Origin of the sequence: Hoylesella loescheii DSM 19665 = JCM 12249 = ATCC 15930, from assembly GCF_000378085.1 — a bacterium.
Taxonomy (GTDB): domain Bacteria; phylum Bacteroidota; class Bacteroidia; order Bacteroidales; family Bacteroidaceae; genus Prevotella; species Prevotella loescheii.
Map to the genome: position 1 here is coordinate 211,397 of NZ_KB899213.1, position 26,442 is coordinate 237,838.

The 26,442-nt window shown below is 48.4% G+C and carries 22 protein-coding genes; 20 read left to right on the plus strand and 2 right to left on the minus strand.

Annotated elements, in window-relative coordinates; translation table 11 throughout:
* Nucleotides 1–90: 90 nt before the first annotated feature.
* From F453_RS0105800 to tyrS, 11 genes are all read left to right on the plus strand, one after another.
* Nucleotides 91–591, plus strand: a complete 501-nt coding sequence (locus tag F453_RS0105800) for a GNAT family N-acetyltransferase (protein WP_018967176.1) — start codon at nucleotides 91–93, stop codon at nucleotides 589–591.
* A gap of 11 nt (nucleotides 592–602) precedes the next feature.
* The gene (locus F453_RS0105805) at nucleotides 603–1,328 is read left to right on the plus strand and encodes a DKNYY domain-containing protein (RefSeq protein ID WP_044121746.1); all 726 of its coding nucleotides are present in this window, start codon (nucleotides 603–605) and stop codon (nucleotides 1,326–1,328) included.
* 144 nt (nucleotides 1,329–1,472) lie between these two features.
* Nucleotides 1,473–1,910 (plus strand): DoxX family protein, encoded by a 438-nt coding sequence (locus F453_RS0105810; protein WP_018967178.1) that lies wholly within the window; start codon nucleotides 1,473–1,475, stop codon nucleotides 1,908–1,910.
* A gap of 112 nt (nucleotides 1,911–2,022) precedes the next feature.
* Nucleotides 2,023–3,615, plus strand: coding sequence for a Na+/H+ antiporter (locus F453_RS0105815; RefSeq protein WP_026292481.1), 1,593 nt, complete (start codon nucleotides 2,023–2,025; stop codon nucleotides 3,613–3,615).
* A gap of 40 nt (nucleotides 3,616–3,655) precedes the next feature.
* Nucleotides 3,656–4,108: a hypothetical protein gene (locus F453_RS0105820; RefSeq protein ID WP_018967180.1), complete on the plus strand. Its 453-nt coding sequence runs from the start codon at nucleotides 3,656–3,658 to the stop codon at nucleotides 4,106–4,108.
* Between the two features lie 170 nt (nucleotides 4,109–4,278).
* Nucleotides 4,279–5,538, plus strand: coding sequence for a methionine adenosyltransferase (gene metK, locus F453_RS0105825; protein WP_018967181.1), 1,260 nt, complete (start codon nucleotides 4,279–4,281; stop codon nucleotides 5,536–5,538).
* Between the two features lie 191 nt (nucleotides 5,539–5,729).
* Complete coding sequence (locus tag F453_RS0105830) at nucleotides 5,730–6,770, plus strand: DUF4271 domain-containing protein (RefSeq protein WP_018967182.1); 1,041 nt, start codon at nucleotides 5,730–5,732, stop codon at nucleotides 6,768–6,770.
* Between the two features lie 8 nt (nucleotides 6,771–6,778).
* Nucleotides 6,779–7,525: a uroporphyrinogen-III synthase gene (locus tag F453_RS0105835; RefSeq protein ID WP_009236754.1), complete on the plus strand. Its 747-nt coding sequence runs from the start codon at nucleotides 6,779–6,781 to the stop codon at nucleotides 7,523–7,525.
* A 132-nt stretch (nucleotides 7,526–7,657) separates the two neighbouring features.
* Nucleotides 7,658–8,065 (plus strand): ribonuclease P protein component, encoded by a 408-nt coding sequence (locus tag F453_RS0105840; protein WP_009236753.1) that lies wholly within the window; start codon nucleotides 7,658–7,660, stop codon nucleotides 8,063–8,065.
* Nucleotides 8,062–8,313, plus strand: a complete 252-nt coding sequence (gene yidD / locus F453_RS0105845) for a membrane protein insertion efficiency factor YidD (RefSeq protein WP_018967183.1) — start codon at nucleotides 8,062–8,064, stop codon at nucleotides 8,311–8,313. The genes F453_RS0105840 and yidD overlap by 4 nt, the downstream gene beginning before the upstream one ends.
* 223 nt (nucleotides 8,314–8,536) lie before the next feature.
* Nucleotides 8,537–9,838, plus strand: a complete 1,302-nt coding sequence (gene tyrS, locus F453_RS0105850; protein WP_018967184.1) for a tyrosine--tRNA ligase — start codon at nucleotides 8,537–8,539, stop codon at nucleotides 9,836–9,838.
* Nucleotides 9,839–10,124: 286 nt separating this feature from the next.
* On the opposite strand, the gene F453_RS0105855 is transcribed toward tyrS, so the two are convergent.
* Entirely contained in the window at nucleotides 10,125–11,840 is a 1,716-nt protein-coding gene (locus F453_RS0105855; protein ID WP_018967185.1) for a Na/Pi cotransporter family protein, read from the minus strand.
* An 88-nt stretch (nucleotides 11,841–11,928) separates the two neighbouring features.
* Between F453_RS0105855 and F453_RS0105860 the strand changes: the two genes are divergently transcribed.
* A complete protein-coding gene (locus F453_RS0105860) occupies nucleotides 11,929–13,590 on the plus strand; it encodes a nucleoside kinase (protein WP_018967186.1) in 1,662 nt (553 codons plus the stop codon).
* A gap of 590 nt (nucleotides 13,591–14,180) precedes the next feature.
* Here the strand turns inward: F453_RS0105860 and F453_RS0105865 are convergent.
* On the minus strand, nucleotides 14,181–14,669 hold the full coding sequence (locus F453_RS0105865; RefSeq protein ID WP_018967187.1) for a Dps family protein: 489 nt from the start codon (nucleotides 14,667–14,669) through the stop codon (nucleotides 14,181–14,183).
* 370 nt (nucleotides 14,670–15,039) lie between these two features.
* Between F453_RS0105865 and F453_RS0105870 the strand changes: the two genes are divergently transcribed.
* From F453_RS0105870 to F453_RS0105915, 8 genes are all read left to right on the plus strand, one after another.
* On the plus strand, nucleotides 15,040–16,260 hold the full coding sequence (locus F453_RS0105870; protein ID WP_018967188.1) for an AAA family ATPase: 1,221 nt from the start codon (nucleotides 15,040–15,042) through the stop codon (nucleotides 16,258–16,260).
* Nucleotides 16,257–16,760, plus strand: coding sequence for a hypothetical protein (locus F453_RS0105875; RefSeq protein WP_018967189.1), 504 nt, complete (start codon nucleotides 16,257–16,259; stop codon nucleotides 16,758–16,760). The genes F453_RS0105870 and F453_RS0105875 overlap by 4 nt, the downstream gene beginning before the upstream one ends.
* A 201-nt stretch (nucleotides 16,761–16,961) precedes the next feature.
* Entirely contained in the window at nucleotides 16,962–18,332 is a 1,371-nt protein-coding gene (locus F453_RS0105885; protein ID WP_025789875.1) for a hypothetical protein, read from the plus strand.
* A 579-nt stretch (nucleotides 18,333–18,911) separates the two neighbouring features.
* Nucleotides 18,912–22,376, plus strand: coding sequence for a SusC/RagA family TonB-linked outer membrane protein (locus F453_RS0105895; protein ID WP_018967192.1), 3,465 nt, complete (start codon nucleotides 18,912–18,914; stop codon nucleotides 22,374–22,376).
* Nucleotides 22,377–22,380: 4 nt separating this feature from the next.
* Entirely contained in the window at nucleotides 22,381–23,931 is a 1,551-nt protein-coding gene (locus F453_RS0105900) for a RagB/SusD family nutrient uptake outer membrane protein (RefSeq protein ID WP_025789876.1), read from the plus strand.
* A gap of 79 nt (nucleotides 23,932–24,010) precedes the next feature.
* The gene (locus F453_RS0105905; RefSeq protein WP_018967194.1) at nucleotides 24,011–24,640 is read left to right on the plus strand and encodes a hypothetical protein; all 630 of its coding nucleotides are present in this window, start codon (nucleotides 24,011–24,013) and stop codon (nucleotides 24,638–24,640) included.
* 3 nt (nucleotides 24,641–24,643) lie between these two features.
* On the plus strand, nucleotides 24,644–25,132 hold the full coding sequence (locus tag F453_RS0105910; RefSeq protein ID WP_018967195.1) for a hypothetical protein: 489 nt from the start codon (nucleotides 24,644–24,646) through the stop codon (nucleotides 25,130–25,132).
* 4 nt (nucleotides 25,133–25,136) lie between these two features.
* Nucleotides 25,137–26,441, plus strand: coding sequence for a thioredoxin fold domain-containing protein (locus F453_RS0105915; RefSeq protein ID WP_026292482.1), 1,305 nt, complete (start codon nucleotides 25,137–25,139; stop codon nucleotides 26,439–26,441).
* The last annotated feature ends 1 nt before the right edge of the window (nucleotide 26,442 follow it).

Sequence of the window (26,442 nt, forward strand, 5' to 3'; positions counted from 1 at the left end):
ATTACTTTTGCACTAAGTCTATGTTGTGCGGCAGACGCTTAGGTTGGTTTTGTCGCCCATGTTTTGGAAATTCATTTACTTGTAAACAGCATGCATATACGACTGGCAACCCCGGCCGACCTTGATGCCGTGATGCGGCTTTTAGACATCGGTCGCCAGCGGATGGAAGCCACAGGGAACACCCAACAGTGGGAAAGGGGCTATCCATCGTACACCACCGTGGAAGAAGATCTGCGGCGTGCGCAATGCTATGTGGGTGAGCAAGAAGGCCGAGTGGTGGCTACCTTTGTGCTGGCACAAGGTCCCGACCGCACATACGCACACATCTGGCAAGGCGAATGGCTGGATAACGAAAGGCCTTATTGCGTGATACATCGCATGGCGGCCGACGAAACCCAGCACGGCGTGTTTGCCGAAGTGATGGCCTTTTGCAAGGAGCGGGCAACAAACCTGCGTATCGACACGCACAGAGACAACGCCCCCATGTTGCATAATACTAGGAAGCACGGCTTCGAATATTGTGGCGTGATACACACCGACAATGGAAGCGAACGCCTGGCGTTTCAATGGTTACGAACAGAAACATACTAAATAAAGACTATATGAAGAGAGTTTTAAATCAAGCCAATATGGTTGCAACCCTCATGCTGTTAGCATTGGTGATGGTTGCACAGCCCATTCGGGCACAACATGAGTTCGGCGCAAAGCGCAAGAGCTATGGTTATGGGGTGGATAGAAACGCCGTTTATTATGAAGGACGCATGATGGCAGGTGCCGATGCACGTACTTTCGAGTATTTGGGGCATGGTTATGCCCGCGATCGCAACGTGGTTTATTATCGTGGCGAGGTGATACGCGGCGCCAATCCACGTACGTTTCGTGTGGTGGGCGATGTTGAAGAACAGCCCACAATCGTGTTCCCCGACGAACGCACACCCGACTACGACAGGCGAGGGAGTGCCGACTGGGAGCGTTTCCCCGAAGAGTTGTTGCCTGGTAACAGTTTGGGTTTCGGCTATTCGAAGACCAATTTCGACGTGTATTACCTCGGTAAGAAGATTGGCGCATCGTCTAGCAGTTTCCAAGTGCTGAGTTTTGGTTATGCCAAAGACGCGTTTAGCATCTATTTTGAAGGCGTGGAGGTGAAGGGAGCGTCAAACGGTTCGTTCCGCGTACTTATCGATGGTTATGCCAAAGACGCCTTTAACGCCTACTATCGTGGGCGAGAGATACCCAACTGCAATGTTCGAAACTTTGAATGTATGGGCAGAGGCGTGGCACGCGACGATGAGAATAAGTATTATTTGGGGCAAAAGGTGGTGTGGTGAACGGCCTCACCTCCAACTTCCTCTCCAAAAGAAAGAGGGGAGAGGTATGCTTTGTAGATTGATTGACAGCTTTGCCGGCTGCTTCAATTTGGCAAAGTGCCTTGTGAAATAGTCAGTTTACCAATCAGGAAAGTTAGGAAAAAGATGGAAAAAGTATTGAGAATACTGCTGCCCAATGCGCAGCAAAGTTGCAGAACGGCCCTATATTTGCTAGTGGCACGTGTGGTATTCGGCCTCTTGTTGGCCATGCATGGCTGGCAAAAGCTGCAAGGATTCGAGCAGATGTCGGCTCATTTCCCCGACCCACTAGGGCTGGGCAGCAGCCTTTCGCTCACCTTAGCCATCTTTGGCGAGTTGGCTTGCTCGTTGGCTTTGGTGATAGGTCTAGCTAGTAGACTGGTCTTGTTGCCCATGATATTTACCATGTGCGTGGCCTTTTTCATGGCTCATGGTGGATCGATTGCCGAAGGCGAGTTGGCTTTTGTCTATCTCGTGGTGTTCGTTTTGCTGTTCCTAACAGGCCCGGGACGCTTCTCGGTAGACGGATGGATAGCCAAAAAGATAGAGAGAGTGAAAATATAAAAAGGCGAAAAGGCGAAGATATGGCTTCGCCTTTATCCTGTTTCCCGTTAACTTGTTTACTCGTCAACTCGTTAGCTTGTCAACTCGTCAACCCGTCAACCACATTAAATAGATGATTGAACACCAACTCATCGTATCCATTCTACTTATCGTAGCCATTTGTTTGCTGGTCATGGTTAGCCAGCGCATCAAGGTGGCCTACCCCATCATGCTCGTATTGGGCGGCATTATGTTGAGTTTCATACCCGGCATACCCAGCTTGCGCATCAATCCCGATGTGATATTTCTCGTATTCTTGCCTCCAATTCTCTACGATGCAGCTGTATCCAACTCGTGGAAAGAGTTGTGGAGATGGCGTCGAGTCATTGGTTCGTTCGCCTTTATTGTGGTTTTTATCACGGCCTTAGTGGTGGGTTACATCGCCAACACCTTCATTCCAGGCTTCTCTGTGGCGTTGGGCTTCTTGTTGGGTGGTATCGTATCGCCACCCGATGCCGTGTCGGCGGCAGCCATTATGAAGTTTGTAAAGGTGCCACGACGTATTTCGGCCATTCTCGAAGGCGAGAGTCTGTTCAACGATGCCAGCTCGCTTATCATCGTTAAGTTTGCACTTATCGCCATCGGTACAGGCCAATTTGTGGTGCATCAAGCCGCAGCGTCGTTTGTTTGGATGGTCATTGGCGGTGCAGGTGTGGGCGTGTTGCTATCTTATGTGCTTATCAAACTGCACAAATGGTTGCCTATGGACGAGAATATCGACACCATATTCACCGTTATCAGTCCTTACCTGATGTACGTTTGCGCTGAAACCGTTGAGGCTTCGGGCGTGTTGGCAGTGGTTAGTGGTGGACTTTATTTCAGCTATCGACGCATACTTATCATCGGTTCGTCGTCTAGGTTGCGTGCAGAAAACGTATGGGACTTCCTTATTTTCTTGCTCAATGGCATGGCCTTTTTCCTTATCGGGCTCGACTTGCCCGAGATAATGACCGGTCTGAATGACGATGGCGTTAACCTTTGGGTGGCAACGGGCTACGGTTTGCTTATCACTGCCGCGCTGGTGGTTATACGTATGGGTGCTGCTTTTAGTGCCGTGTTCATCACGCGCTTTATGAGCAAGTTCATAACCGTGGCCGATGCACGCTCTCAAGGTATTTCCGGACCCTTTATTTTGGGATGGACAGGCATGCGCGGAGTTGTTTCTCTGGCCGCGGCATTGTCTATTCCGCTGTACATACCAGGTACGCAGACACCCTTCCCAGAAAGAAGTTTGGTGTTGTATATCACCTTCGTGGTGATAACGCTTACCCTTATCTTGCAAGGATTAACGCTCCCCGTGTTGTTGAAGTTGGTTAAGCTACCTAACTACGACGACCATCTACCCCATGAAGAAACCGAACGCATTATCCGTATAGGCATGGCGCAGACCAGTCTCGACTTTCTTCGGCAGAACAATAAGTGTGAAGACGTTACCCGTTCGGCCACGCTGGCCAACCTTGTGAACCATTGGGACGAGCAATTGGAGACCGAAGGATCGGCTACACTCTATGATGCCGAGTTGCGAAAAACCTATCGCAAAATACTTATCGAACAGCGATTGTGGCTCAACAAATTGAATAACGAGAACGAGCGGGTGGACGAAGAGACCATCCGACACTTCATTCACCGCATCGATTTGGAAGAAGAACGGCTGCTGAAGGAATGAGTAGGGGGTGCGTGAAAGAGAATAATAAAGACATAATAACATGGAAAAGACTAGTTTTAAGAAACAATTGTCGCAGCTTTTTGTGGCTGCCACTGTGGGCATTGTCGTCATCACCGTGCTAACTAAGGATGCAGTAACCGTGCATTGGGTATTGCCTCTCGACTTAGAAATGCATGCCCCGCCCTACTTCCTCCTTGTTGTGCCTGTGGCGGCGGTTATCGCCTATTTGGTCTTCACCAAGGTTTCCTTCACGTCTTACAGGGTGAACCATCGCAAACATGCCATACCTCAAACAGAGCGTAACATGGAATTGATAAGCCATTACAAGGATAGTATGTTGCTCGCTTTAACGGGGCTTATGCTTTACATTACGATCGGCTTTGCGGGTTTGTTTCCCTTCACACCCATTGCCATAACGTTTTTTGCGCTTTACATGGGCTTTCAGTCATACCGTTTTCACTCTCAGGTGATGCGCGACAACGATACCGTCTGACGCCAGCATACCCATTTCACGTTATTTTGCAGCATGGTTTAGAGCCAGTTGCACATTTTTGCGTAACTTTGCAGTCGCTAAAAGCTATGTTTCGCCCATAACAATAAATATGGGCGGTGCATGGCGTATGGGCATACACAATATTTATAGATACACAAAATAGTAGCATTATGGCATATCTTTTTTCTTCCGAGTCGGTATCAGAAGGTCATCCCGACAAGGTGTCAGACCAAATATCCGACGCATTGGTAGACCAATTCTTGGCCTACGACGACGACGCACACTGTGCAATCGAAACTTTCGTTACCACAGGACAGGTAGTTATCATGGGTGAGGTGCGTTCTAACTCGTACATCGACCTGCAAACCATTGCCCGAAACACCATCAAGCGCATTGGCTACACCAAGTCGGAGTATCAGTTCGACGGCGACTCGTGTGGCGTGCTTACTGCCATTCACGAGCAAAGCGAGGACATCAACCGTGGCGTTAGTCGCGAAGAGGCCGACGAACAAGGTGCGGGCGACCAGGGAATGATGTTCGGTTACGCGACAAACGAAACCGAAAACTACATGCCGCTCTCGCTAGACTTGGCCCATTTGCTAATGAGCACGTTGGCCGAGATACGCAAAGAGGGTAAGGAAATGACCTATTTGCGCCCCGACTCCAAAAGTCAGGTGACGGTGGAGTATGCCGACGACGGACAGCCACAGCGCATCGACACCATCGTTGTTAGTACCCAGCACGACGATTTTGGTCCCGACGACGACCAGATGTTAGCTCGAATTAAGGCCGACGTGCTCAACGTGCTGATGCCACGCGTTAAAGCGCAGATAAAGAGCCCTAAGGTGCTAGCCCTTTTCAACGACGACATTAAGTATTTCGTTAACCCCACGGGTAAGTTCGTTATTGGCGGACCCCACGGCGATACAGGTCTTACAGGCCGTAAAATCATCGTAGACACCTACGGAGGTAAAGGCGCGCATGGCGGTGGAGCATTCTCGGGAAAGGACCCAAGCAAGGTAGACCGCTCTGCAGCATACGCAGCACGCCACATTGCCAAAAATATGGTGGCGGCTGGTGTGGCCGACGAGATGCTGGTTCAGGTGAGTTACGCCATCGGTGTGGCCGAACCTGTTAACATTTACGTGAACACTTACGGACGTAGCAAGGTGCAACTGACCGATGGCGAGATAGCCCAAAAGGTGGCTCAGATGTTCGACCTGCGCCCCAAAGCCATCGAGCGCACACTCAAACTGCGCCAACCCATCTACACCGAAACCGCTGCCTACGGGCACATGGGTCGTAAAAACGAGGTGGTGAAGAAAACCTTTACCAGTCGTTATCACGAAAAGAAGGTGATGGAGGTAGAGCTATTTACTTGGGAAAAGCTCGACCGCGTAGACGATATCAAGAAGGCTTTCGGCCTTTAAATCCATAAGCGGCATGCTCTGAATTCAGTGTCTGTGCAATCGTAGCAGCACTTCTCGGGGCATGCCACTCCCTTTTCGTTCCTCTCTTCATTTTGTGTTGTGCATCGAAAGCCGGCTCTCACTAGGGCCGTTGCAAGGTAAAACCGCTTTCGGCATAGCCCTAACACCCTCCACCAAGCCCATTCCAAAGCGTGCTAGATCCCGTTAAAGTACATCATTACAAAACCCCTGCCGACACCACGGCAGCCCATACCGCCTTCGCCGACAGTGCAAAAGCGGCTAAACCCAAGGTGCTAACGCCCAAGGAGGTGCTTAGTTGGCTGCCCTATGACGCTACACCCGAGCAACAAGACTCGGCTATTCAGGCGCATTTTAAGCCTGCTCCCATCAAATGGAGCAATCGCCCCGACACGCTACACCTACCTGGGCATACCGTGGGAAAGGATGTGCGCATCGTTAATTTGCCACTGTATTATCGCGAATCGTTTTTCTCGAAGAGTCATTTTTACCACCCCGAGCTACCCGCAGGCAGACCAGGCGTGGCTGGCGACCCCGTGCCTTATACCATTGCCAGCGACAATTTGCTCACCTCACTGTTGTTGGCTTGCTTCATCTTGGGTTGTGTTGCTTTTGCCCAATCGCGCGATTTTATCTTCAGGCAGGTAAAGCACTTCTTCCGTGTGCGCAACGAGGGCACATCCGAAATAGCCGAAACAACGGGCGAAATACGCTTCCAGCTATTCCTCGCGTTGCAAACCAGTCTGCTCTACGCCATTCTTTTCTTCCTTTACCTGCGTCATCTGCGTGTCGAAACATTCATCGCCGAGCAGTTTGTGGTTATCGGAATCCTCACCGGTCTTGTAGCCGCCTACTTCCTACTCAAGGCCTTTTCCCACTGGTTTGTGGGTTGGGTGTTCTTCGGCAAACGAAAAAATAAACAGTGGCTTAAGTCTTTTCTCTTCCTTTTATCTTCGCAAGGCGTATTCCTTTTACCATTAGTGATGTTGCAAACCTACTTCGAGCTAAGTGTAAAGAGTAGCGTAATATATGTGATCAGTGTGTTAGGGGCAAGCAAAATACTATCGTTTTACAAGACCTACCTTATCTTTTTCCGCAAAAAAAGCCCGTTTCTGCAGATTTTTTTGTACTTTTGCGCTCTCGAAATTGTGCCTTTGTTTGCCCTTTGGGGCGTATTGACAATAGTTGCCAATTATTTGAAAATCAATTTTTAAGTAAGTAGATGGTAAAAAAGATTTTAATATCTCAACCCAAACCGACGAGTGATAAGTCGCCCTACTTCGATATAGAGAGAGAGTATGGCGTTGATTTGGTGTTCCGCCCCTTTGTTCAGGTGGAAGGCATCACGTCCAAAGAGTTTCGCCAACAAAAGGTAAGTATTCCCAATTACACGGCTATCGTGTTTACATCGCGCCACGCCATCGACCACTTTTTCAAGCTGGCCAAAGAGCTGCGCGTAACCATTCCCGAGACGTTGAAGTATTTTTGCGTAACCGAGACCATTGCGCTCTACATCCAAAAATACGTGCAATATCGCAAACGCAAGGTGTTCTTTGGTACAACGGGCAAGATGGAAGACCTATTGCCCACAATGGCCAAGCACAAACAAGAGAAATATCTCGTGCCGATGAGCGACAACCACAACGATGACATCGCCAAATTGCTCGACTCGAAGAAACTGAACCATACCGAATGCGTGATGTATCGCACCATCACCAACGACTTCACAGCCGACGAGATAAAGAACTTCGACTACGATATGCTCATCTTCGTGAGTCCCACGGGTGTGAAATCGTTCGTTAAAGACTTCCCCGATTTCAAGCAAGGCGACGTTCGTATCGGTACGTTTGGCCCCGCAACGTCGAAGGCTATCACCGATGAAGGCTTGCGATTAGACTTCCAAGCCCCCTCGAAAGAATATCCTTCGATGTCGGGTGCGCTAAAAGCCTACCTCGACAAGCAAAAGTAAGGCTTGCTGTATAGGCCTGGTCGCTTTACGGGGCGTATGCCAGCAGGCCGTTTCCGCCACCTTATTGGCAAACCCAAAACCCGCCTTTAAGGTACAGGCTTACGGCCAAACCACCCTCAAATCCCTGCAACAATGCCAGCAACGGTTTCACAAAAGCTAAGAAAACAAGAGCGCGCCTGTGGGAAGAAGCTCACCGAAGCGCTTTTTTGCGGCACCCAAAGTCGTTCGCTAGCAGCTTTCCCGCTACGGGTGGTTTATCTAACGCAGTCTTTTTCGGCCACCGAACAGCAGGCCAAAGCACCTGTGCAGATGATGGTGAGCGTACCAAAACGCAAGTTTAAGCACGCCATCGACCGTAATAGGGTTAAGCGGCAGGTGCGCGAAGCCTATCGCAAAAACAAGCAATTGCTCTACGCCAAGCTGCCAAACGATATGCAAATAACGCTGGGTTTCCTTTGGCTCGACCCCAAACACCATGCTTCGGCAGAGGTAGAGGCCAAGATGCAAAACCTGCTACGTCGTATAGGAGAAAGCCTATGAAAGTTCTTCGCTCCCTTTTAGCTTTGCTTCGGCGCATCGCGGTGTGGCTTTTGCTACTGCCCATCCGCTTCTATCAGCTGGCCATCTCTCCCTATACTCCCCCCTCGTGCCGTTTTACGCCTAGCTGTTCCGAGTATGCTCGTCAGGCCATCATAAAGCATGGTCCGTTCAAAGGCTTGGCCTTGGCCGTGTGGCGTCTGTTGAGATGCAACCCCTGGGGTGGTAGTGGGTACGACCCCGTGCCGTGAAAGCCTCACCCCCAGCCCCTCTCCAAGGGGAGAGGGGAGTGATATGACTTGCGAATTTACCACTTACTAGTGGTCAATCACTCTGCTTGTCAATTGGTTAGCTTGTCAATTCATCAACTTGTAAACTCGTCAACTTATCAACTAACAAGCTTTTCAGCTCGTTAACTTGTGCACTCGTTAACTCGTCCACTCATAAACTAATAAACATCCCATATATATCCCGATGAAGAAAAATTTTGTAGAAGAACTAAGATGGCGCGGCATGTTGGCGCAAATAATGCCAGGAACTGAAGAGCTGTTGCAAAAAGAAACGGTGACGGCTTACCTGGGAACCGACCCCACGGCCGACTCTTTGCACATCGGGCACCTTGCCGGCATCATGATGTTACGTCACTTGCAGATGTGCGGTCACAAGCCCATCATCCTCGTAGGAGGCGCAACGGGCATGATTGGCGACCCCTCGGGCAAGAGCATGGAGCGCAATCTGCTCGACGCACAAACGCTATACCACAACCAAGAGTGCATCAAGGCGCAGGTGGCTAAGTTCCTCGACTTCGAAGCCAAGGGCGATAACGCTGCCGAGATGGTGAACAATTACGATTGGATGAAGGACTTCACCTTCCTCGATTTCGCACGAACGGTGGGCAAACACATCACCGTTAACTATATGATGGCTAAGGATAGCGTGAAGAAGCGCCTAAATGGCGATGCTCGCGACGGACTTTCTTTCACCGAGTTTACTTACCAATTGTTGCAGGGCTACGATTTCTTGCACCTCTATGAAACCAAAGGTTGTAAGCTGCAACTGGGTGGTAACGACCAGTGGGGTAACATGACGACGGGCGCCGAGCTAATTCGTCGTACCTTGGGCGTAGAAACCGAAGCCTACGCACTTACCTGTCCGCTTATCACCAAGGCCGACGGAACCAAGTTTGGCAAAACCGAGAGCGGCAATATTTGGCTCGATGCCAAGCGCACTTCGCCCTACATGTTCTACCAATTCTGGCTGAACGTGAGCGATGCAGATGCTGAACGCTATATCAAGATATTCACTTCGCTAGATAAAGAAACGATAGATGCACTGGTGGCCGAGCAAAACGAAGACCCCGGACGTCGTCCTTTGCAAAAACGATTGGCAGAAGAGGTTACGGTCATGGTACACTCGCAGGCTGCGCTCGACCAAGCTATGGAGGCCAGCAACATCCTTTTCGGCAAGGCCACAAAGGAAAGTCTGCTTAAGCTAGACGAACAAACGCTGCTCGACGTGTTTGAAGGCGTGCCCCATTACGAATTGGATAAGGCTTTGCTTGGCCAGCCCGCCATCGACCTTTTCACTCGCGAAGACGTGCCAGTGTTCCCCAGCAAGGGCGAAATGCGTAAGCTGGTGCAAGGTGGGGGAGTGTCGCTCAACAAGGAAAAGCTTGCCGCTGCCGACCGCCCCGTTACTGCCGACGACCTTATCGACGGCAAATACCTGCTCGTTCAGCGTGGAAAGAAAAACTATTACTTGCTTATCGTGAAGTAACTCACAGCGCTTTAGCACATACCATACTATAAAAATTCGCCCCTTTATCTGTTTCGGGTATCGCAATTGGCTTTTTAGCTTTGCGAGTTCCCAAAGGGATAAAGGGGCGAAACTTTGTTTAAGGGTTTGGGGATAACGATTGGGCTAATTGATTGAGGCAGGTGTTTTAGGGTCTCTTGTTATCCTAAGCATGGGCGTTGCCTTAAGCATCTTAGGTTGTCCTAAGCTTTTTAAGGCTTCCAAGTAACCCTATCTTTGCTCTTAAACTAGCCTTAGCACCTTTTCTTTATGCCTCAACTCGGCGTGTGCCCATACGTGCCTCAACCACGTTCACCACATAGTCGGCCAGCTTTTCGCATTCGTTGATGATGTCCATATACATCGTACCCACGTTGTAGGTGTACTCGTGGTTGTTGATGTCGTAAATGTTTTGGGTGCGAAGCTGTGTGCGATAGTTGTTTATCTCTGTTTCGATGTTAAACGAACGGTTAACGTCCAGATACTCCTTACGGCCACGTATGATAACGTTCATCTGCGAAAGACTATCGTCGGTAAGTTCAAACATCTGGTGAATGCGTTCATATTGCTGCTCGGTAAAGTCTTCCTTCGAGTTCACCAGTCGGCTAATGGTTCGTGCCAGGTTATAACAGCTGTCGCCGATACTTTCCAGTTCGGTTATCTCGCGCATCATGTCGCGTATCTTCGCCTTAGTTTCGTCGCTCAAGTGAGCATCGCTCACGGCGCTCAGATACTTGGCAATCTCTTGCTCCATGTTGTCGGATATGGTCTCATATTTCTCTATCCGCGTGTAAAGCTTCACAAACTTCGAGTCGTCGCGTATGCCAATCAGCTCGCGTACCATACCAAACATACGCTGAATGCGTTCTGCAAAACTCGCAATCTCTTTGTGTGCTTCGAGCACCGAGAGTTCGGGTGTCTTCATGATGCCAGCTTGAATGAAGCGCAAACGGAAGTCTTCTTCCTCGTCTTTCTTACCCGACTTGATAATCCAACATACAATCTTCTCTATCTGCGGTATGAACCAGATAAGTATTCCGGTATTAAAGAGGTTGAAAAAAGAGTGGAAGGTAGCTAATATAATGGGCAATGTCTTGGCCAATTGCGTTGCACTCAGCGTTGGGCCATTGGGGTCGTAGCCCACTAGATGGCAAATCATGTTAACGAAGGGGTAGAAAACGATGAGCACCCAAATCACGCCAAAGACGTTGAAAACCAAGTGGGCCATAGCCGTTCTACGTGCCTGAACGTTCGAACCCAATGCAACGAGGTTAGCCGTACCCGTTGTTCCGATGTTCTCGCCCATCACTAGGGCAATGCCCAAGTAGATAGGCAGCACGCCGGTGGTACACAATAGGATGGTGATAGCCATCACCGCGGCCGACGATTGCACAATCAATGTGATTACTGTGCCTATGCACAAGAAAATAAGAATAGAGAAATAGCTATTTACATCGAATGAGCCAAAGAAGTCGATAACGGCCTTGTTATGCTGTAAGTCAAGTGACTTACCTGTATCGCTAAGTAAAACAAGACTATAAAAGAGGAATGCGATACCGAAGAGAAAGTCGCCCTTATAGCGGTGTCGACGTGAGTAAATAAGGATAATGCCCACCATGAACGCGGGGAACACAAAGCTTGTGAGGTCTACCGAGAAACCCAGCGACATGATCCAGGCTGTGAGCGTGGTGCCGATGTTGGCACCCATAATCACCGATATGGCCTGAGCTAAGGTTAGAAGACCAGCGTTGACAAACGAGACGGTCATCACCGTGGTGGCGGTAGACGACTGGACGGCACTGGTAATCAGTGTTCCCGTAAGCATGCCCGTGAAGCGGTTGGTGGTCATCGCTGCAAGCACATGTCGCAATTGCGGACCAGCCATCTTCTGCAATGCCTCGCTCATAATCTTCATACCATAGATGAGCAATGCCAACGATCCTGCAATCTTAAAAATAAAAACTAGATAATTGCTTGTATCCATAAATTAACTATAATGTGGTCTCTTTTTGTTGTGACTTTGAAATATATTCTTTAACTTTACGCTCACTAAATTCTTAACGTCGCTACGCATGAAACAATTCATACAAATCCGATGCAAAAATAATAAAAAAACCGCAAAGGTAGCAATCGGAAGCACACTTTATGATGTTTTTCACGAATTAAAACTCGATATGCCTTACGGGCCAGTGAATGCCAAAGTGAACAATAAGATTGAGGGAATGCACTATCGCCTGTATCACAACAAAGACGTGGAGTTTCTCGACTTACATTCGCCCTCGGCCCACCGAGCCTATACGCGCACGCTTTTCTTCGTGCTGTGCAAGGCCGTTCACGACCTTTACCCCCACAGCCGCGTAGTGATAGACATTCCCGTGAGCAATGGCTATTACGTGGATCTTGATATTCAGCGACCCGTAACGCCACAAGACGCCGACGACATTCGCCAGCGTATGCAACAGATTATCGCTGCCCGCATGCCCATCTCGCGCCACGAAACAACCACCGAGGCTGCTATCGCCATGTTTAAGAAGGTGGGCGACGAGTCGAAAGTGCGTCTGCTCGAAACCGTGGGAACGCTCTACACTACTTATTATCAACTCGATCGTTACGTAGATTATTACTACGGGTCGTTGCTCACCAACACGCGCGAACTGCGCCTTTTTGGTCTTGAACCCTATTACGACGGCTTATTGCTACGTGTTCCTTCAGCTAGCGACCCCTCAAAGCTAGGCGAACTGGTGCCTCAAGATAAAATGTTCGACATATTTAAGGAGCACCACCGCTGGCAACACATATTGGGCATACGCACCGTGGGCGATTTCAATAAGGCTGTGACCAATGGGTTCAGTGCCGACCTTGTGCATGTGTCCGAGGCTTTGCAAGAGAAGAAGATTGCGCGCATTGCCGACGAGATTGCCGCACGCCCCGAAGTGCGCATGGTTCTCTTAGCAGGCCCTTCGTCGTCGGGTAAAACCACCACCTGCAAACGCCTCTCGGTGCAGCTCCTAGCCAACGGAATAAAGCCCGTGCAAATATCGTTAGACGACTATTTCGTGAACCGCGAACAAACGCCCAAAGACGAAAGTGGAGAATACGACTATGAAAGCCTCTATTCACTAGACATCCCCTTACTTAACAAACACCTTGCCGCGCTGTTTCGTGGTGAAGAGGTACAGATGCCAAAATATAACTTTGTGGAGGGGAGAAGCGAGCCCAACGGCAAGCGTTTGCATCTACCCGAAGACAGCATCTTAGTGGTTGAAGGCATACATGCCCTTAATCCCGAACTCACAGCCCTTATACCCGATACGCAGAAGTACAAGGTGTATGCCTCGGCCCTAACAACTATCTTGCTAGACGACCATAATTACATACCCACCACCGATAACCGACTGCTTCGGCGCATTGTTCGCGACCATAAGTATCGTGGTGTTTCGGCCGCCGAAACCATCAAGCGTTGGCCCAGTGTTCGTGCGGGCGAAACCAAATGGATATTCCCCTATCAGGAACATGCAGATGCCATGTTCAATACGGCCATGCTTTTCGAGTTGGCCATTATCAAGACGCAGGCCGAGCCCTTGCTCGAACAAGTGCCCGAAAATAGCGCCGAGTATTCCGAAGCTTATCGCTTGCGCAAGTTCCTTCGCTATTTCGCCCCCATGCCCTTTCATCAGCTGCCCCCAACATCATTGCTTCGCGAATTTCTTGGTGGCAGTTCGTTCAGCTATTAAAGGCTGGTTGCTGGCGGTTTGTTAAGCGCTGGTAGCATCATCTTTTAACTCCTGCTTCGTTATCGTTTAGATGTAACCCTGTTCCAGATAAGTTGGAACAGGATTCCATATCAACTGGAACAAGGTTCCAGCTTATCTGGAATCGGGTTCCAGCATAGCTGTGACGTTCCGCTTGCACAACTTTACCATGTTTAGGGCATGTTCGTTGGTTGGCAACAGGCTAGCTTATGCATTGTATCCAGATACGAGTAAGCATGTAGGCAACAATATTACACTTGCTATTTTTCCCCCTTAAACGAGAACATATAAACAAAAACGTGGCGGTGTAACACTACACCACCACGCCAACACTTAATCTTTTCGCTAAATGAAACCCATATATGCGGGTCTTGTTGTAAACTCTCTATAGTCTCCCAAGGTGTTTGCCGTTTTATATTTGCCCTTGCCCCTGGATGCAAGCGCATGGCAATCGGCCAAAAAAAGGCGGCGACCCCATGATGAAATCGCCGCCAGTCGTTTTTAACCTGATTATACGTAAGGGTGGAAAACCACGCCTAAGCGTATGCGGCTGGCTATTTCTAGCCGTGTTCTTACTTCTTGTAGCTCTTGTCTAAGAAGGCCACAATCATCCATACGTTTTTCTCTTGTCCTTCGAGGAAACCGTCCATCAGTCCTACCGTAGCATCGTCGTCGGCCTCGGCTGCAAGCTTAGCGATGGCGCGTTCTTGCTTGATGAGGTTGCTAAGGTTGTCGAGCACCGTCTCAAGACCCTCTTTTCCCTCGGGCTCGTTGCCACTTTCTTTTATCGTTGCCACTTTAAGATACTCGCTAAAACGATTCTCGGGTGTTGCGCCCAGTTGCAAAAGGCGTTCGGCAATCTCATCAACCTTCTCGGCTGCGTCGTTGTAAAGCTCTTCGTACTTGGCGTGCAAAGAGAAGAAACGCTTACCTTTCACGTTCCAATGCAAACCGCGCAGGTTGGCATAAAACACTTGGAAGTCGGCCAGCAGTTGGGCCAATCCTTTAACAACGGGTTGAACTTTGTTCTCGTCTAGTCCTAAATACATCAATGTGTTCATTTCTTTAATCCTTTCTATATTTAAATAATGAGTATAAATCCTTATATCCTTACGATTGCAAAGATAGGTATATTGCATATCACGCACAAACTTTTTTGCCTATATTAATATAGAATATTTCTATAACCCACGAGTAAGGGCTAGCAGGAAACCAACCCCATGCCCTACATCATCCATGTATGCCACACCCACGTAATGGCCCATTGCTACGCCCCTATATATAATAAGGAGTGGGCGAGGATATAAAATGGGGTGGGTATGTGTTGTAACTGAAATAAAAAAACTATCTTTGCAAAATGATTATGTAGTGGTCTGCTATGCCCAGCAACAATGCCGCAGACTTGCTACACAAAGAAAACGATATAAGCGCATGAGCAGAATAAAAATCTCTAACTTTGGCCCTATCCACACACCAGCTAACGAAAACGAAGCGTGGATCGACGTTAAGAAAGTCACGGTGTTTATCGGTGACCAGGGATGTGGCAAAAGCACTATCGCAAAACTTATCAGCTTATGCTGTTGGATGGAAAAAGTGCTTGCCCGTGGAGACTTCAATAAAGAGGTGTTCACGGCTTCGAAGTTTAGGGACGACTATTGTGGCTATCATCGAATGACCAACTATTTCAAGCCGGGTAGAACCGAAATAGAATACGAAGGCGATGCTTATAGCTTGAAGTACACGAAGGAAGGTGATTTGGTGATAGAAAAGATGGCTGATGCCACGCAATACCCTTTACCTCAAATAGCCTATATCCCTGCTGAAAGAAGCCTTATATCCACCATTAACAAACCCAGCTTGATAAAAGGTTTGCCAGGTTCGTTATCTGAATTCTTAACTGAATACGAAAGGGCTAAGGGGATTTTGGTCAACGAACTGGAACTCCCCATAAATGGTGCTTTGCTAGATTATGACCAACAGAGTGATATTTTGTCTATAAAAGGCGATGACTATAAACTGCGCCTACAAGAGTCGGCAAGCGGTTTTCAATCTGTTGTGCCGTTGTTTCTTGTGTCGAAACATCTTTCCGACATTGTTTCGAAGCAAGCGAAACAGTCCAATAGTATGAGCGGTGAGGAGGTGAGGCGTTTCCAAGAAAGTGTGGCTAGCATTTGGAACGGTGTTGATCTCACCGACGAACAACGCCGAATAGCCCTCTCTACTTTAGCGGCAAAGTTTAATAAGGCGGCATTCGTAAACATTGTTGAAGAGCCCGAACAAAACCTATACCCTTCTTCGCAAGTATTGTTGCTACAAAGCTTGTTGCAGTTTAATAACGCGCTTGATGCAAACAAACTCATTATAACCACGCATAGCCCCTATTTGGTTAATCATTTGGCCGTGGCTGTAAAGGCACATACGTTGAACAATGCTCACGAGGACATAGCTGAACGAATAGAGGAAATCTATCCTTTGGACGCAGCTGTTGCCCCCAACGACCTTGCCATATACCAACACGATGCAAACGACAACTATTTCTATGCACTAGAACAATATAAAGGCATCCCCTCTGATGATAACCTGTTGAACGTGCATCTAGATGAAAGTAATGAAAAATTCGCCTCTCTACTTGAAATTGAACAAAGAATATGACCAACTTTTTCCCTTCCGAGGAGATCTGTACCACGAAACGAAAGATATTTGGACTGTGTGACGCGCCTACGCCACCAGGAGGTAAGGCGTACTTAGACGAAGACAATGGTGAGAAATGGGTTGCAGTGGTGCATAATGAAAGCCAAGAAGCGGTTAGCTTTGTACCTATTGACCATTGCATCGATCTAAGAAAGCCCGATGGGAAGATGGATAATCGATGCGATTGTTGTCTCTTTCATCATGACACTATTGCCTTTGTTGAGCTGAAAAAACGGAGTGGAAGAGACACCAGATGGATTATAGAAGGCGTAGAACAGCTGCGCGCTACTATCAAACACTTTGAGAAAGAAAACGAGGCAAAGGCGTTTCGAAATAAGAAAGCCTACATCGCCAATAGTATGCGCCCATTATTCAGGAGTGCACAAGCAGGAAGAATGGAACGGTTCTCCAACGAGACAGGTTATGTTTTACGTATTGAGAGCCATATTAAGGACTTATAAATGGTAGGTGTGATGCTACTCAAATTCATCACCCATTATGTTAAAGCTACTATCTAAGCGCCTTTATTTCGATTATTTTCACTATCTTTGCGCCATAGTTATTGTGTGCCAAGCTTGCTTGATACCTCTGCGCCATTGTCGCAAAGGGTCAAACGAAGGGAGAAAGGCACACCAGTTTTGGATTAGATACAGGATTAACAAATGAAGAGAATTCTTTTTTCGGCAGTCATAATCATGTTTTTCGCTGCCTGTGGAGGCGATGATGGACTAACCCCCACACCACAAAAGCCGCCAACACAAGAAGAAACGCCCGAGGTGAAGGCCGCGGACATCGTGAAATATTTTGCCCTCAATAATCAGCTTAACGTATCGCAAGCCTTGGAAAAGGCAAAGGCCGACCTTGGAAAGAAAACCATCGACGGCAAGGAGATAAACGTTACGAGTGTGACCGAGGTGAAACGCGACGAGGCAAAGGGTACGTTCACGCTTAAAGTTGCGGGCTACGTAGGTAAGAAACCTTTCGGAATGGAGGTTGATTTCGCTGGATTCGCACAGAAGCCAAGCGACCAAGATATGGCTATGCGTGCCGTTGCAAAATGGAAAGAGGGCGTAGACTACCTGGCGGAGTTCGACTTCGACACGCTCTATCGCTTGAAAAAGACCGACAAGTTTACCGCAGCTTATCTCGCCAAGTATGTCGATCTCACGTCGTCAGCACCCGATGGCAACAGTCGCTACACCTTTACGGCCGACGATTGGGCCAAGACCACCGTTAGTGACGTAAAGTATATCGCCGACAATAGCCATTCGGGTCGCATCTCATTTACCATCACCTACAACGGCATTAAGGGCAAAACGGGTAACGGCAACAATGGCGCACCGAGCCTTGCCATTGATAAGAATGCCTATTATGCCAAGCAATTTACCGTAGATGCCGATGATGTGAGCAAGCTATATATGCGTGGCGTGTACAGGCATCTTGACGTATTCTATGGTTCTTTGATTGATTATGACGATGATAAGTTTGCTCCGCTTTTCGCAGGTAAGCAGAAGAGCGATGGCAATAACACCATCGACCTGACGATTAAACTTACGCCCAAAGATGGTTCTGATACCGAATTGGCCCAGTTTACGATGACGCTTACTGGCTTCAAACCACTATCCGACCTGAATGAAGAGTGGGCCATAGCTGGTAAAACAGAGGTAAACCAATTCTTTGGAAAGAAGTTTAGGGGTAAGCCCGATGGCGATAAAACGGCAGAAGTGAAGGCAATATCTACGAAGTCGTGGATAAATCTTGTGCAAATGTCTGTTAAACGAGGTGGCAATTATGTAGACTTGTCCCCCGAAAAAGTGAAAAGCGAGAACGGGAACTACACCGTAACGGCTTGGGTTCCATCGAACGGCAAGACTGAGTATCGTGACATTTACCTGGAAGAACCTCAGATTGAGGTGATATCGGCTAGGAAAGAAGATAACTTCCTTTACATAAAGTACAGGCTCACGCAAGTTAACGAAACAGCCGTAGACGGTAAAGAGAAAGAGGTGCAGATTCACCTGATTTTGCCATAACCTGTAAAGGAGTAATAGTAAAGACCCAAAGCGGTCTAAGCACTATATCAAACGCCCCCTTGCACAGCACGTACGAGGGGGCGTTTAGCCTACTGTCTAGGAGGTGTTGTTCGCCTATTGCGATGCGTTTATAAAAAAGGTGTTATACGACGCTTTGGCTTTCTGTGCACTGCTACATTGTGGCTGCAGGCGTTTAACCCCAAAACTTATTGGAAGGGTTTGTCTATGGCGTGGCGTACACATTTCTCTGAGGTGATGTCGGTTGAATGGGGAAATGTCATAATGTCATTTCACGACCCTGTTTTACGGCATGTTTCCATCGTTCTTAGTGTTAAACAGACAGCCTTTACCCCCTAATCCTTCACCTAGGACCCACTTTTTGAAGTGAAAAAAAAGTAAAATCGAAAAGAAAATCAGCTTGAAATAATTTTTATGCAGTTTTTTTACTATATTTGCCCCGTTAAAAACGAAACAGTGCAATGTGGCCGTTTGTATGGCCATTGCAATTCACAAAAACGGTAATCTGAAGTAAAATCTTACCTGTATCACATAATATCAATACTCTTTTAAACTTATAGTATGGCAGTATATCTGAAACGCTATCTACTCGCAGTGCTTTTAGGAACAATGGCTTTGGCCGTGTTCCAGCCCGCCGAGGCCGTTGCCCAGACCACGGGTAAGCGTATCTCGGTATCGTTTAAAGACAAGCCGCTGGCCAGCATCCTCGATTTCGTGGGGCGGCAAGGCGACTACGAAGTAACTTACACCGACGATGTGCGTAACGACACCTTGACGGTAACTATCTCTTTTGAAAACGTAGACGCCCTGCAAGCCGTGCAAAGCTTGCTGGCTAAAACTGCTTTCGCCTACAATGTAGACGGGAAGAAGATCAACGTCTACCGCATGGAACAACACAAAGAAACGGCATTTACACTTAAAGGACTTGTGAAAGACAAGGACGGACAGGGTGTTTCGTTTGCCACCGTTCAGATTAAGGGTACTACCCAAGGGACTACCACCGACCTTGATGGTCGCTTTACCATGAAGGTAGACAACCAAGAGGGCAACGTAACCATATCGAGCGTGGGCTTCGACACGAAGACCGTGAAGTATGATGCACGTCGTGAGTTGAGCGTACTGCTGCCTTCGGCTGAAAAGATGCTGGGCGAAGTATCTGTTATTGCCTATGGTAAGCGTAACACTCGCGAACAGGTGGGAGCCATCGGCTCTGTAAATGCAGAGGATTTGCAAAAGGTTCCCTCGCCTAGTCTTGAAAACTTGCTGCAAGGACGCATTGCCGGTGTAGACGTAACCAACCTATCTGGTTCGCCAGGTGGTGGCGGTTCGAAAGTGACCATACGTGGATTTAACTCGTTGAACCAACAGGGCGTAAACGACGGAACACCACTTTACGTGGTAGACGGTGTGCCCGTGGCCAACGATCCCCAAAACATGGGTGGTATTAATGCCCTTGCTGGTCTTGACCCATCTAGTATCGAGAGTGTGCAAGTACTGAAAGACGCAGCCTCGGCATCGCTTTATGGCTCGCGTGCAGGTAATGGCGTTATCCTTATTACAACAAAGAAAGGTAAGGCTGGACGCAACGAAATACAGGTGAACGTATCGCAATCGATGTCGTGGTTACCCGCAACGCCCAAACAAACCATTGGTAAGGCCGAACGAGATATCGCCCTGATGCTGGCGAAAAAATACCGCACGGCACACTACGACGCAGCAACCGACCGCATTGTGCTGCCTAATGATTATGGCGACACTTGGGGATGGGGCGACGACCTTGATGGTGGTATGGACTACTTGTGGCGAAACGGAAACGTGATGACTGGCGACAGGAAGATTAGTCCCATCATGCAAGACTCGCTGAACACCTTCTACAACAACCGAACCAACTGGTGGAAGTACGGATTTAGACTAGGACGCGTAACCAAAGCCGACGTTCAACTGGCTGGTGGAACTGAAAACATGCGCTATATGGCCAATGCAGGCGTGTACGACGAAACGGGTATTATGATTAACTCGAACTTCCGTCGATACAGCTTGCTCACAAATCTCGACTTCAAGCTTTCTACCAAACTCGATGTCTTTGTTCGTTTGAACATGGCATATACCAACCAAAGTGCAGGTTCGGGTGGCCGTGTGCAGGGTCTTACGTTTGATCCCAAGCAAACGCCCAGTGTTCTACCTGGTAAGGGTAGTACGGCTGAGCGCGAGGCGGTGAAACAACTGCGCGATGTTGACCAAACAAATTCGAATTATAACTTACGACTGAACGGAGGCTTTAACTATTCGCCCATAAAGGGTTTGAGAATAACCTCTACTGCGTCGATTGACCACTACTTTACACGCATTTATATCTTCCGCCCCAGCTACCTGATGTACGACAACCTGTCTGAGGCGCGTGGTTCGAACGCAGCGATGACCAATCTCCAAACCGAAAACATTGCCACATACAATGTGCCGTTGCCTCAAGAGCATAAGTTGGAGTTGATGGCAGGTGTTACTTATAACTACGATTTGATGCAAACCATCGGCGGATGGGCTAAGGGTGGACCCACCAACCAAGTGAAATACGTTGGTGAGGGATGGCCTTCACTGCTCAAAGACATTAGCGGAGAGGCTAAACCTGCGAGAAGTTTCGACTCGAATAAGGAAGATCAGGCCATGCTCAGTTTCCTTGGACGTACCGCTTATGGCTACAAAAAGAAGTATTTGGGCGAGTTTTCTGTTCGCCGCGACGGTTCTTCCGTATTCGGTAGCAACGTTCGTTGGGGTACTTTCCCCTCAGTGGGTTTGGGTTGGGCGTTCAGCGAAGAACGTTTCATGAAGAAGCTTTGGTGGCTTAGCTTTGCCAAGCTGCGTGCTTCGTGGGGACGTTCTGGTCAGAAGTTCCAAGAGCCTTACTTGGCGTTGGGCGTATTGTCAGAAACCGACGTGTTTGATGGTAATGCAGGATTGATTCCCGCGCAAATGAGTAACCCGCACCTGACGTGGGAAAAGAGCGACCAATACGATTTGGGTCTGGACCTGCAAGTGTTGGATTATAGACTGAAATTCAAGCTCGACTACTATTATAAGTATTCAAGCAACTTGCTTATGCAAAAATACTTGCCGGGTAACTTCTTCTATACAGACAAGGTTTGGGACAACATTTCGGCTATATCAAATGAAGGTATTGAGTTCGAGATGCAAGCCGATCTTATCCGTAGCAAGGACCTTAACCTGAGCGTTGGCCTCAATGTGTCGCACAACCGCAACCTTTTCCGCAAGACACACAACGGCGAAGACCTCAACGACAAAGTGTTGGGCAGACCCGTATACGGTATCTACACCTTCCAAGACGAGGGAATAGTGAAAGACGAAAGCGAAATACCTTACCATTACAGTCAGACTGGCGCACGCTTGCCGCTCTACTTTGGCAATCCTAACTATCCCTTGCGCGTTGGCGGAAGAAAGATTAAGGACCAAAATATGGATGGTAAGATAGACAACAGCGACCTGTACTATGCAGGAAGCACCTTACCAACTGCCTACGGCGGTATCAATGGACACTTGGATTGGAAAGGCTTTAACGTAGACGTTCTTTTCAGCTACGTGCTTGGACGCAAGGTAATGAACATGGTTCAAAACAGTGCATTCTCCTTTAATAAGACCGTTAACCCCCTGATGGGTCATTTCAGAGCCAACGAGTATTGGAGTAAAGATAACCCCAACGCCACTAAACCAGCCTTAGAGTTTGCTGATCCTGGCTATCTGGGACACTTTGACGGCAATGTAGACTCGAACATCGAGAACATTAGCTTCCTTAGATTGAAGCAGCTGGTGTTGGGCTACACACTTCCCGCAACGTGGTTTAAGAGCAAGTTCATCAAGAGCGTTAATGTTTATCTCTCTGGTGAGAACCTCTTCATGCTCACCAACTACTCTGGATTGGATCCCGAAGTTATCGACCCATATACGGGTAAGGACGACGGATCGCAATATCCGCTAAATCGTAAACTGACACTTGGTATCAACGTGAAATTCTAGAAAGATGAGAAAAATAAGCATAGCAACACTGCTCTTGGCATGCACTCTAACGTCTTGCAACCTAGACATTATGCCAGAGAATGCGCAAACTTATGGCAGTTCGTTTGATAACGAGGCCGGAGTGAACGCTGCCACTACCTCTATAGAATACTTTATCAATATCTACGTACCCAACAATACCACGTTTACCACCGTTGGTATGTTTGCCGACACGCTACAATATGGGATGGAGATACGCCGATGGAACCCCAGACAGGTTATTGCGCAAAACGAATCGTGGAAAGAACTCTACGACATTGTGTTTGCGTCTAACGTCATACTGGATAATATTCACCGAACAAAGAACCTTGCAGACGACCGTCGCAACCACTATGTGGGGCAAGCGGAGTTTGGATTGGGCTTTGCTTACTTCCTTTTGGCGCAACGTTTCGACGACGCGGTTATCACCGAGAACTCTCAAGTGATTAAGGAATACGCCACTTCGTCGCGAATGGACGTGATAGAAACGGCCATCGATCACGCAACGAAGGCTTTCAACATGCTGCCCACCTACGACAAATTGCGTAAGATGGATGGAACGCCCATTACCAACAGGCAAACGGCATCGAAAGGAACATGCGCTGCATTGCTGGCACATCTCTATGCATGGAAAGGGAGTATCATCGAACTGATGAAATTGGAGGGCGACGCACAAGCCGCTTACACCAAGTCGATGGAGTATTCCACTATGTTGATAGACAAGAAGGTGGGCGATTACAGCCTTTGTAGCACGCCTGAGGAGCTTTGCCAATATCTCTCCGCGCCCGAAAAGACAAATCCCGAGACGATATTCAGTTTGTTCTACGACAAAGCACGCTCGGCTCAGACTTTCTCACCAAACAGAGTGGCAGAGGCGTTTGTAAGTTGGCCGGTAGACGAGACCCAAACACTGCCCGACATCGCTGACCGTCCGAAGTTCAAACTCTACAAGGAAACCATCAGCAAGTTGTACCCTGACGCAGGCGACTTGCGCCGCAAGGCTTTCTTCTACAAGTTTGATACGAATCACACAGTTGCTGGCCGAAACTACGCAATACCTTATAAGTTCCGCACGGCGGTTCTGGACCCCGATAAGAATACGTCAACGGGTAAGCTATATCGTTCGATAAATGCCGACTATGTGTACTGGCGATTGGCTGACTTCTACCTACTTCGCGCTGAATGTGCGGCCAAGTTGGGTAATGATGCGCAAGCTATTGCCGACCTTAACGTTATCCGTAATCGTGCAGCAGCCGCCACTTACCCCTCGGCTAACGATACCAAGGGATTGCGTAAAGCTATCTTCCGCGAACGCGAACGCGAGTTTATCGCCGAGAACGATGCGCGTTACGCCGACATCATTCGCAACAACTATATTAAGGAAGAGCTAACAGGCAAGTTCACCACCCTTACTTTGAGCGACATACGTGGAGGAGCTTTGGGGCTACCACTGCCTACCGACGCCAAGACGGATAAGAACGGAAACCCCATTAACAAGCTTATCAGGCAAAAAACGTATTGGCAACGATACGAATAAGCGATGTAACAAGCAACATTTCCTAACCGCGACCGCCATGACAACAAGTTAAAGGGCGGTCCAAACAGAAAGAAAGAAAATGAAACGCATTAAATTTTTCGCTGCGGCATGCTTGCTGACACTTATATCGGTGAGTTGCACGCAATATAACTTCGAAGATTCGGGCGAAGCAAACGGCAACCACAACTGCACGATGTGGGAGTATTTCAGCAAAGCCCCCTACAATTGGAAGCTGTTACAAGAGATGATAACGCGCGCCGGACTAGAAGATGTGTTCAAAGGAACCAGCTCTTACGGTAAAGACATTACCTATTTTGGCGCTACCAGCAACTCCATACGCGCCTATCTCTTCGAAAACGGTATGAAAACCGTTGACGAGATACCTGTTGACGACTGTAAGGCATTCGTGCTTAACGGCCTACTTACCAAGCGAAAACTGCTCGACGACTTTAAGGAAGGACGAAAAAGCAGCGACCCCAATGTAACGATTGGCACAGGTGGAGAAACTTTCGAGATGGCATCTGGTAAGCAATTCTGGGTGTACACCTTCCGCGACACATACAGCGGTGTGCCAGGTGCAGGTCCTAAGCGGATTTACGTCACCTCGTTAGACACAAGTAAAGAGAGTGCCGTGGCATCGAGCAACATACAAACGCTCACTGGCGTGGTGCATTCAATGGATTATGATTTCAGATTAAGAGACTTTTAACACATGAAGAAGATATATAACTTGGGCAGCACGCTCTTTGTTGTTGCGCTTATCACAATGGCAGTGGCTGCGTGCAACACCATGCCCGTTGGATTTCTACGAACTGAGGGTGCATCGTTCAGCCCCGACACGCTCAACGTGTACCACAATCCACATGCTAGCACCCCGCGCTATGCAGACCATCTGCCATGGGTGTCGTATCGCATTCAGGGCGTAGCAGGTACCAATCCCATTAACTTCGAACTATCGGATGTTAAAGCCACCGAAGGCGGAGATGCCGAAAAGTTCAAGGCTTTAGCCCAAAAGGGATTGCTGAAAGTAGATGGAGGCATGATTGTATTGATGCAAGAAGGTGTGGCCGAACTGCCAACCAGTGGGCGCTACACACTTTCGCTAAGAGTATATAACGAGGGACATTCGCAAATTATTAATGATGCATACACCATCATTGTAGGACAAGATGAACCCGAACCAGAACAACAAAACCCATAAAGATATGAAACGATTGATATTATTGCCGCTCCTGCTGTTTGCCCTGCTATGCAAGGCACAGGGCGAACAAGGAATAACGTTCTTCAAGGGTTCGTTTAACGAAGCCTTGGCTGAGGCCAAAAAGCAAAATAAACCGCTCTTTGTGGACTTCTATGCCACATGGTGCGTGCCATGTAAGCGTATGGCGAAGGAGGTTTTCACGCTCCCCGAGGTGGGCGAATACTTCAACTCGCGCTTCATCAGCTTGCAAATTGATGCCGAGAAACCCGAAAACAAGGAGATTGCTAAGCAATATAAGGTGGAGGCTTACCCCACAGTGGCTTTTATTGCACCTGATGGGAAAACCATCGGAGTGAACGTTGGCGCCCTCGGAAAAGAAGATTTGCTTGAAGCTGCCAAGATTGTGGCAGGCGAAGGCGTAAGTTTCGAACAGCTATACGAGGCTTATAAGAAGAACCCCAACGACCTTGAGGTGCAACAACAGATGCTGATGAAGGCCCCGAACTTCCTTGCTGCGCAAGAAGGAATGGAAGCCGACAAGTGGGTTGTGCGCATACAAAAGCTCTATAAGGGCTATATCGCCGCCAAGAAAGGTCCGAAACTCATCAACAAAGACGACTATGCCATCATCTACAACCTTGAAGGCAACGACGACAAGGCACATAAGCAAGAGATGGTAGACTTTATCAACCAGAACCTAGATGCGTGGAAGGCGGCCATTGGTGCTCCCGCAGCCTACTATGTGGTGATGTCTAACGACGCTTGGGCTGAAGAACTGGTGAAAGAAGGTAGTGACAAGTACAAGCAATACGTAGAGAAGATAAAGAACGAGTATGCTAAGGCATACGAAGTTGCTGCTCTGCCCACGCTGCCCGCCTACGAAAGGGCAAAGCTTTACTACGATGCGCTCTACAATCTTTATAAGAATAAGGACGTGAAAGGCTACATTCGCGACATGAAAACCCTCTTGCAAAAGATGGGCGATAAGGTTGCGCCTGCCGATTACGGTAAGGCCGCACAAGACCTTTACAATGCTGCGGGCAAAAAGCTAACGGCCGACGACCACAAGCAAGCCATCGAATGGGTGGAACAAGCATTGAAAGCCGAAGAGGCTGTGATGGAACGCGTAAACTATCTCGTGATGATTGGCGACTCGTATCGTGAGCTGAAGAACTACGCTAAGGCACGCGAATGCTACAACCAAGGCTATGCCGAGTCGCTCAGAATGCAAAACATGGAGATGCCGCAGGCTATGGTGCAGAACGCCATCAAGCATAAGCTGGCCACATTGGAACTGCTAGAAAAGTAAA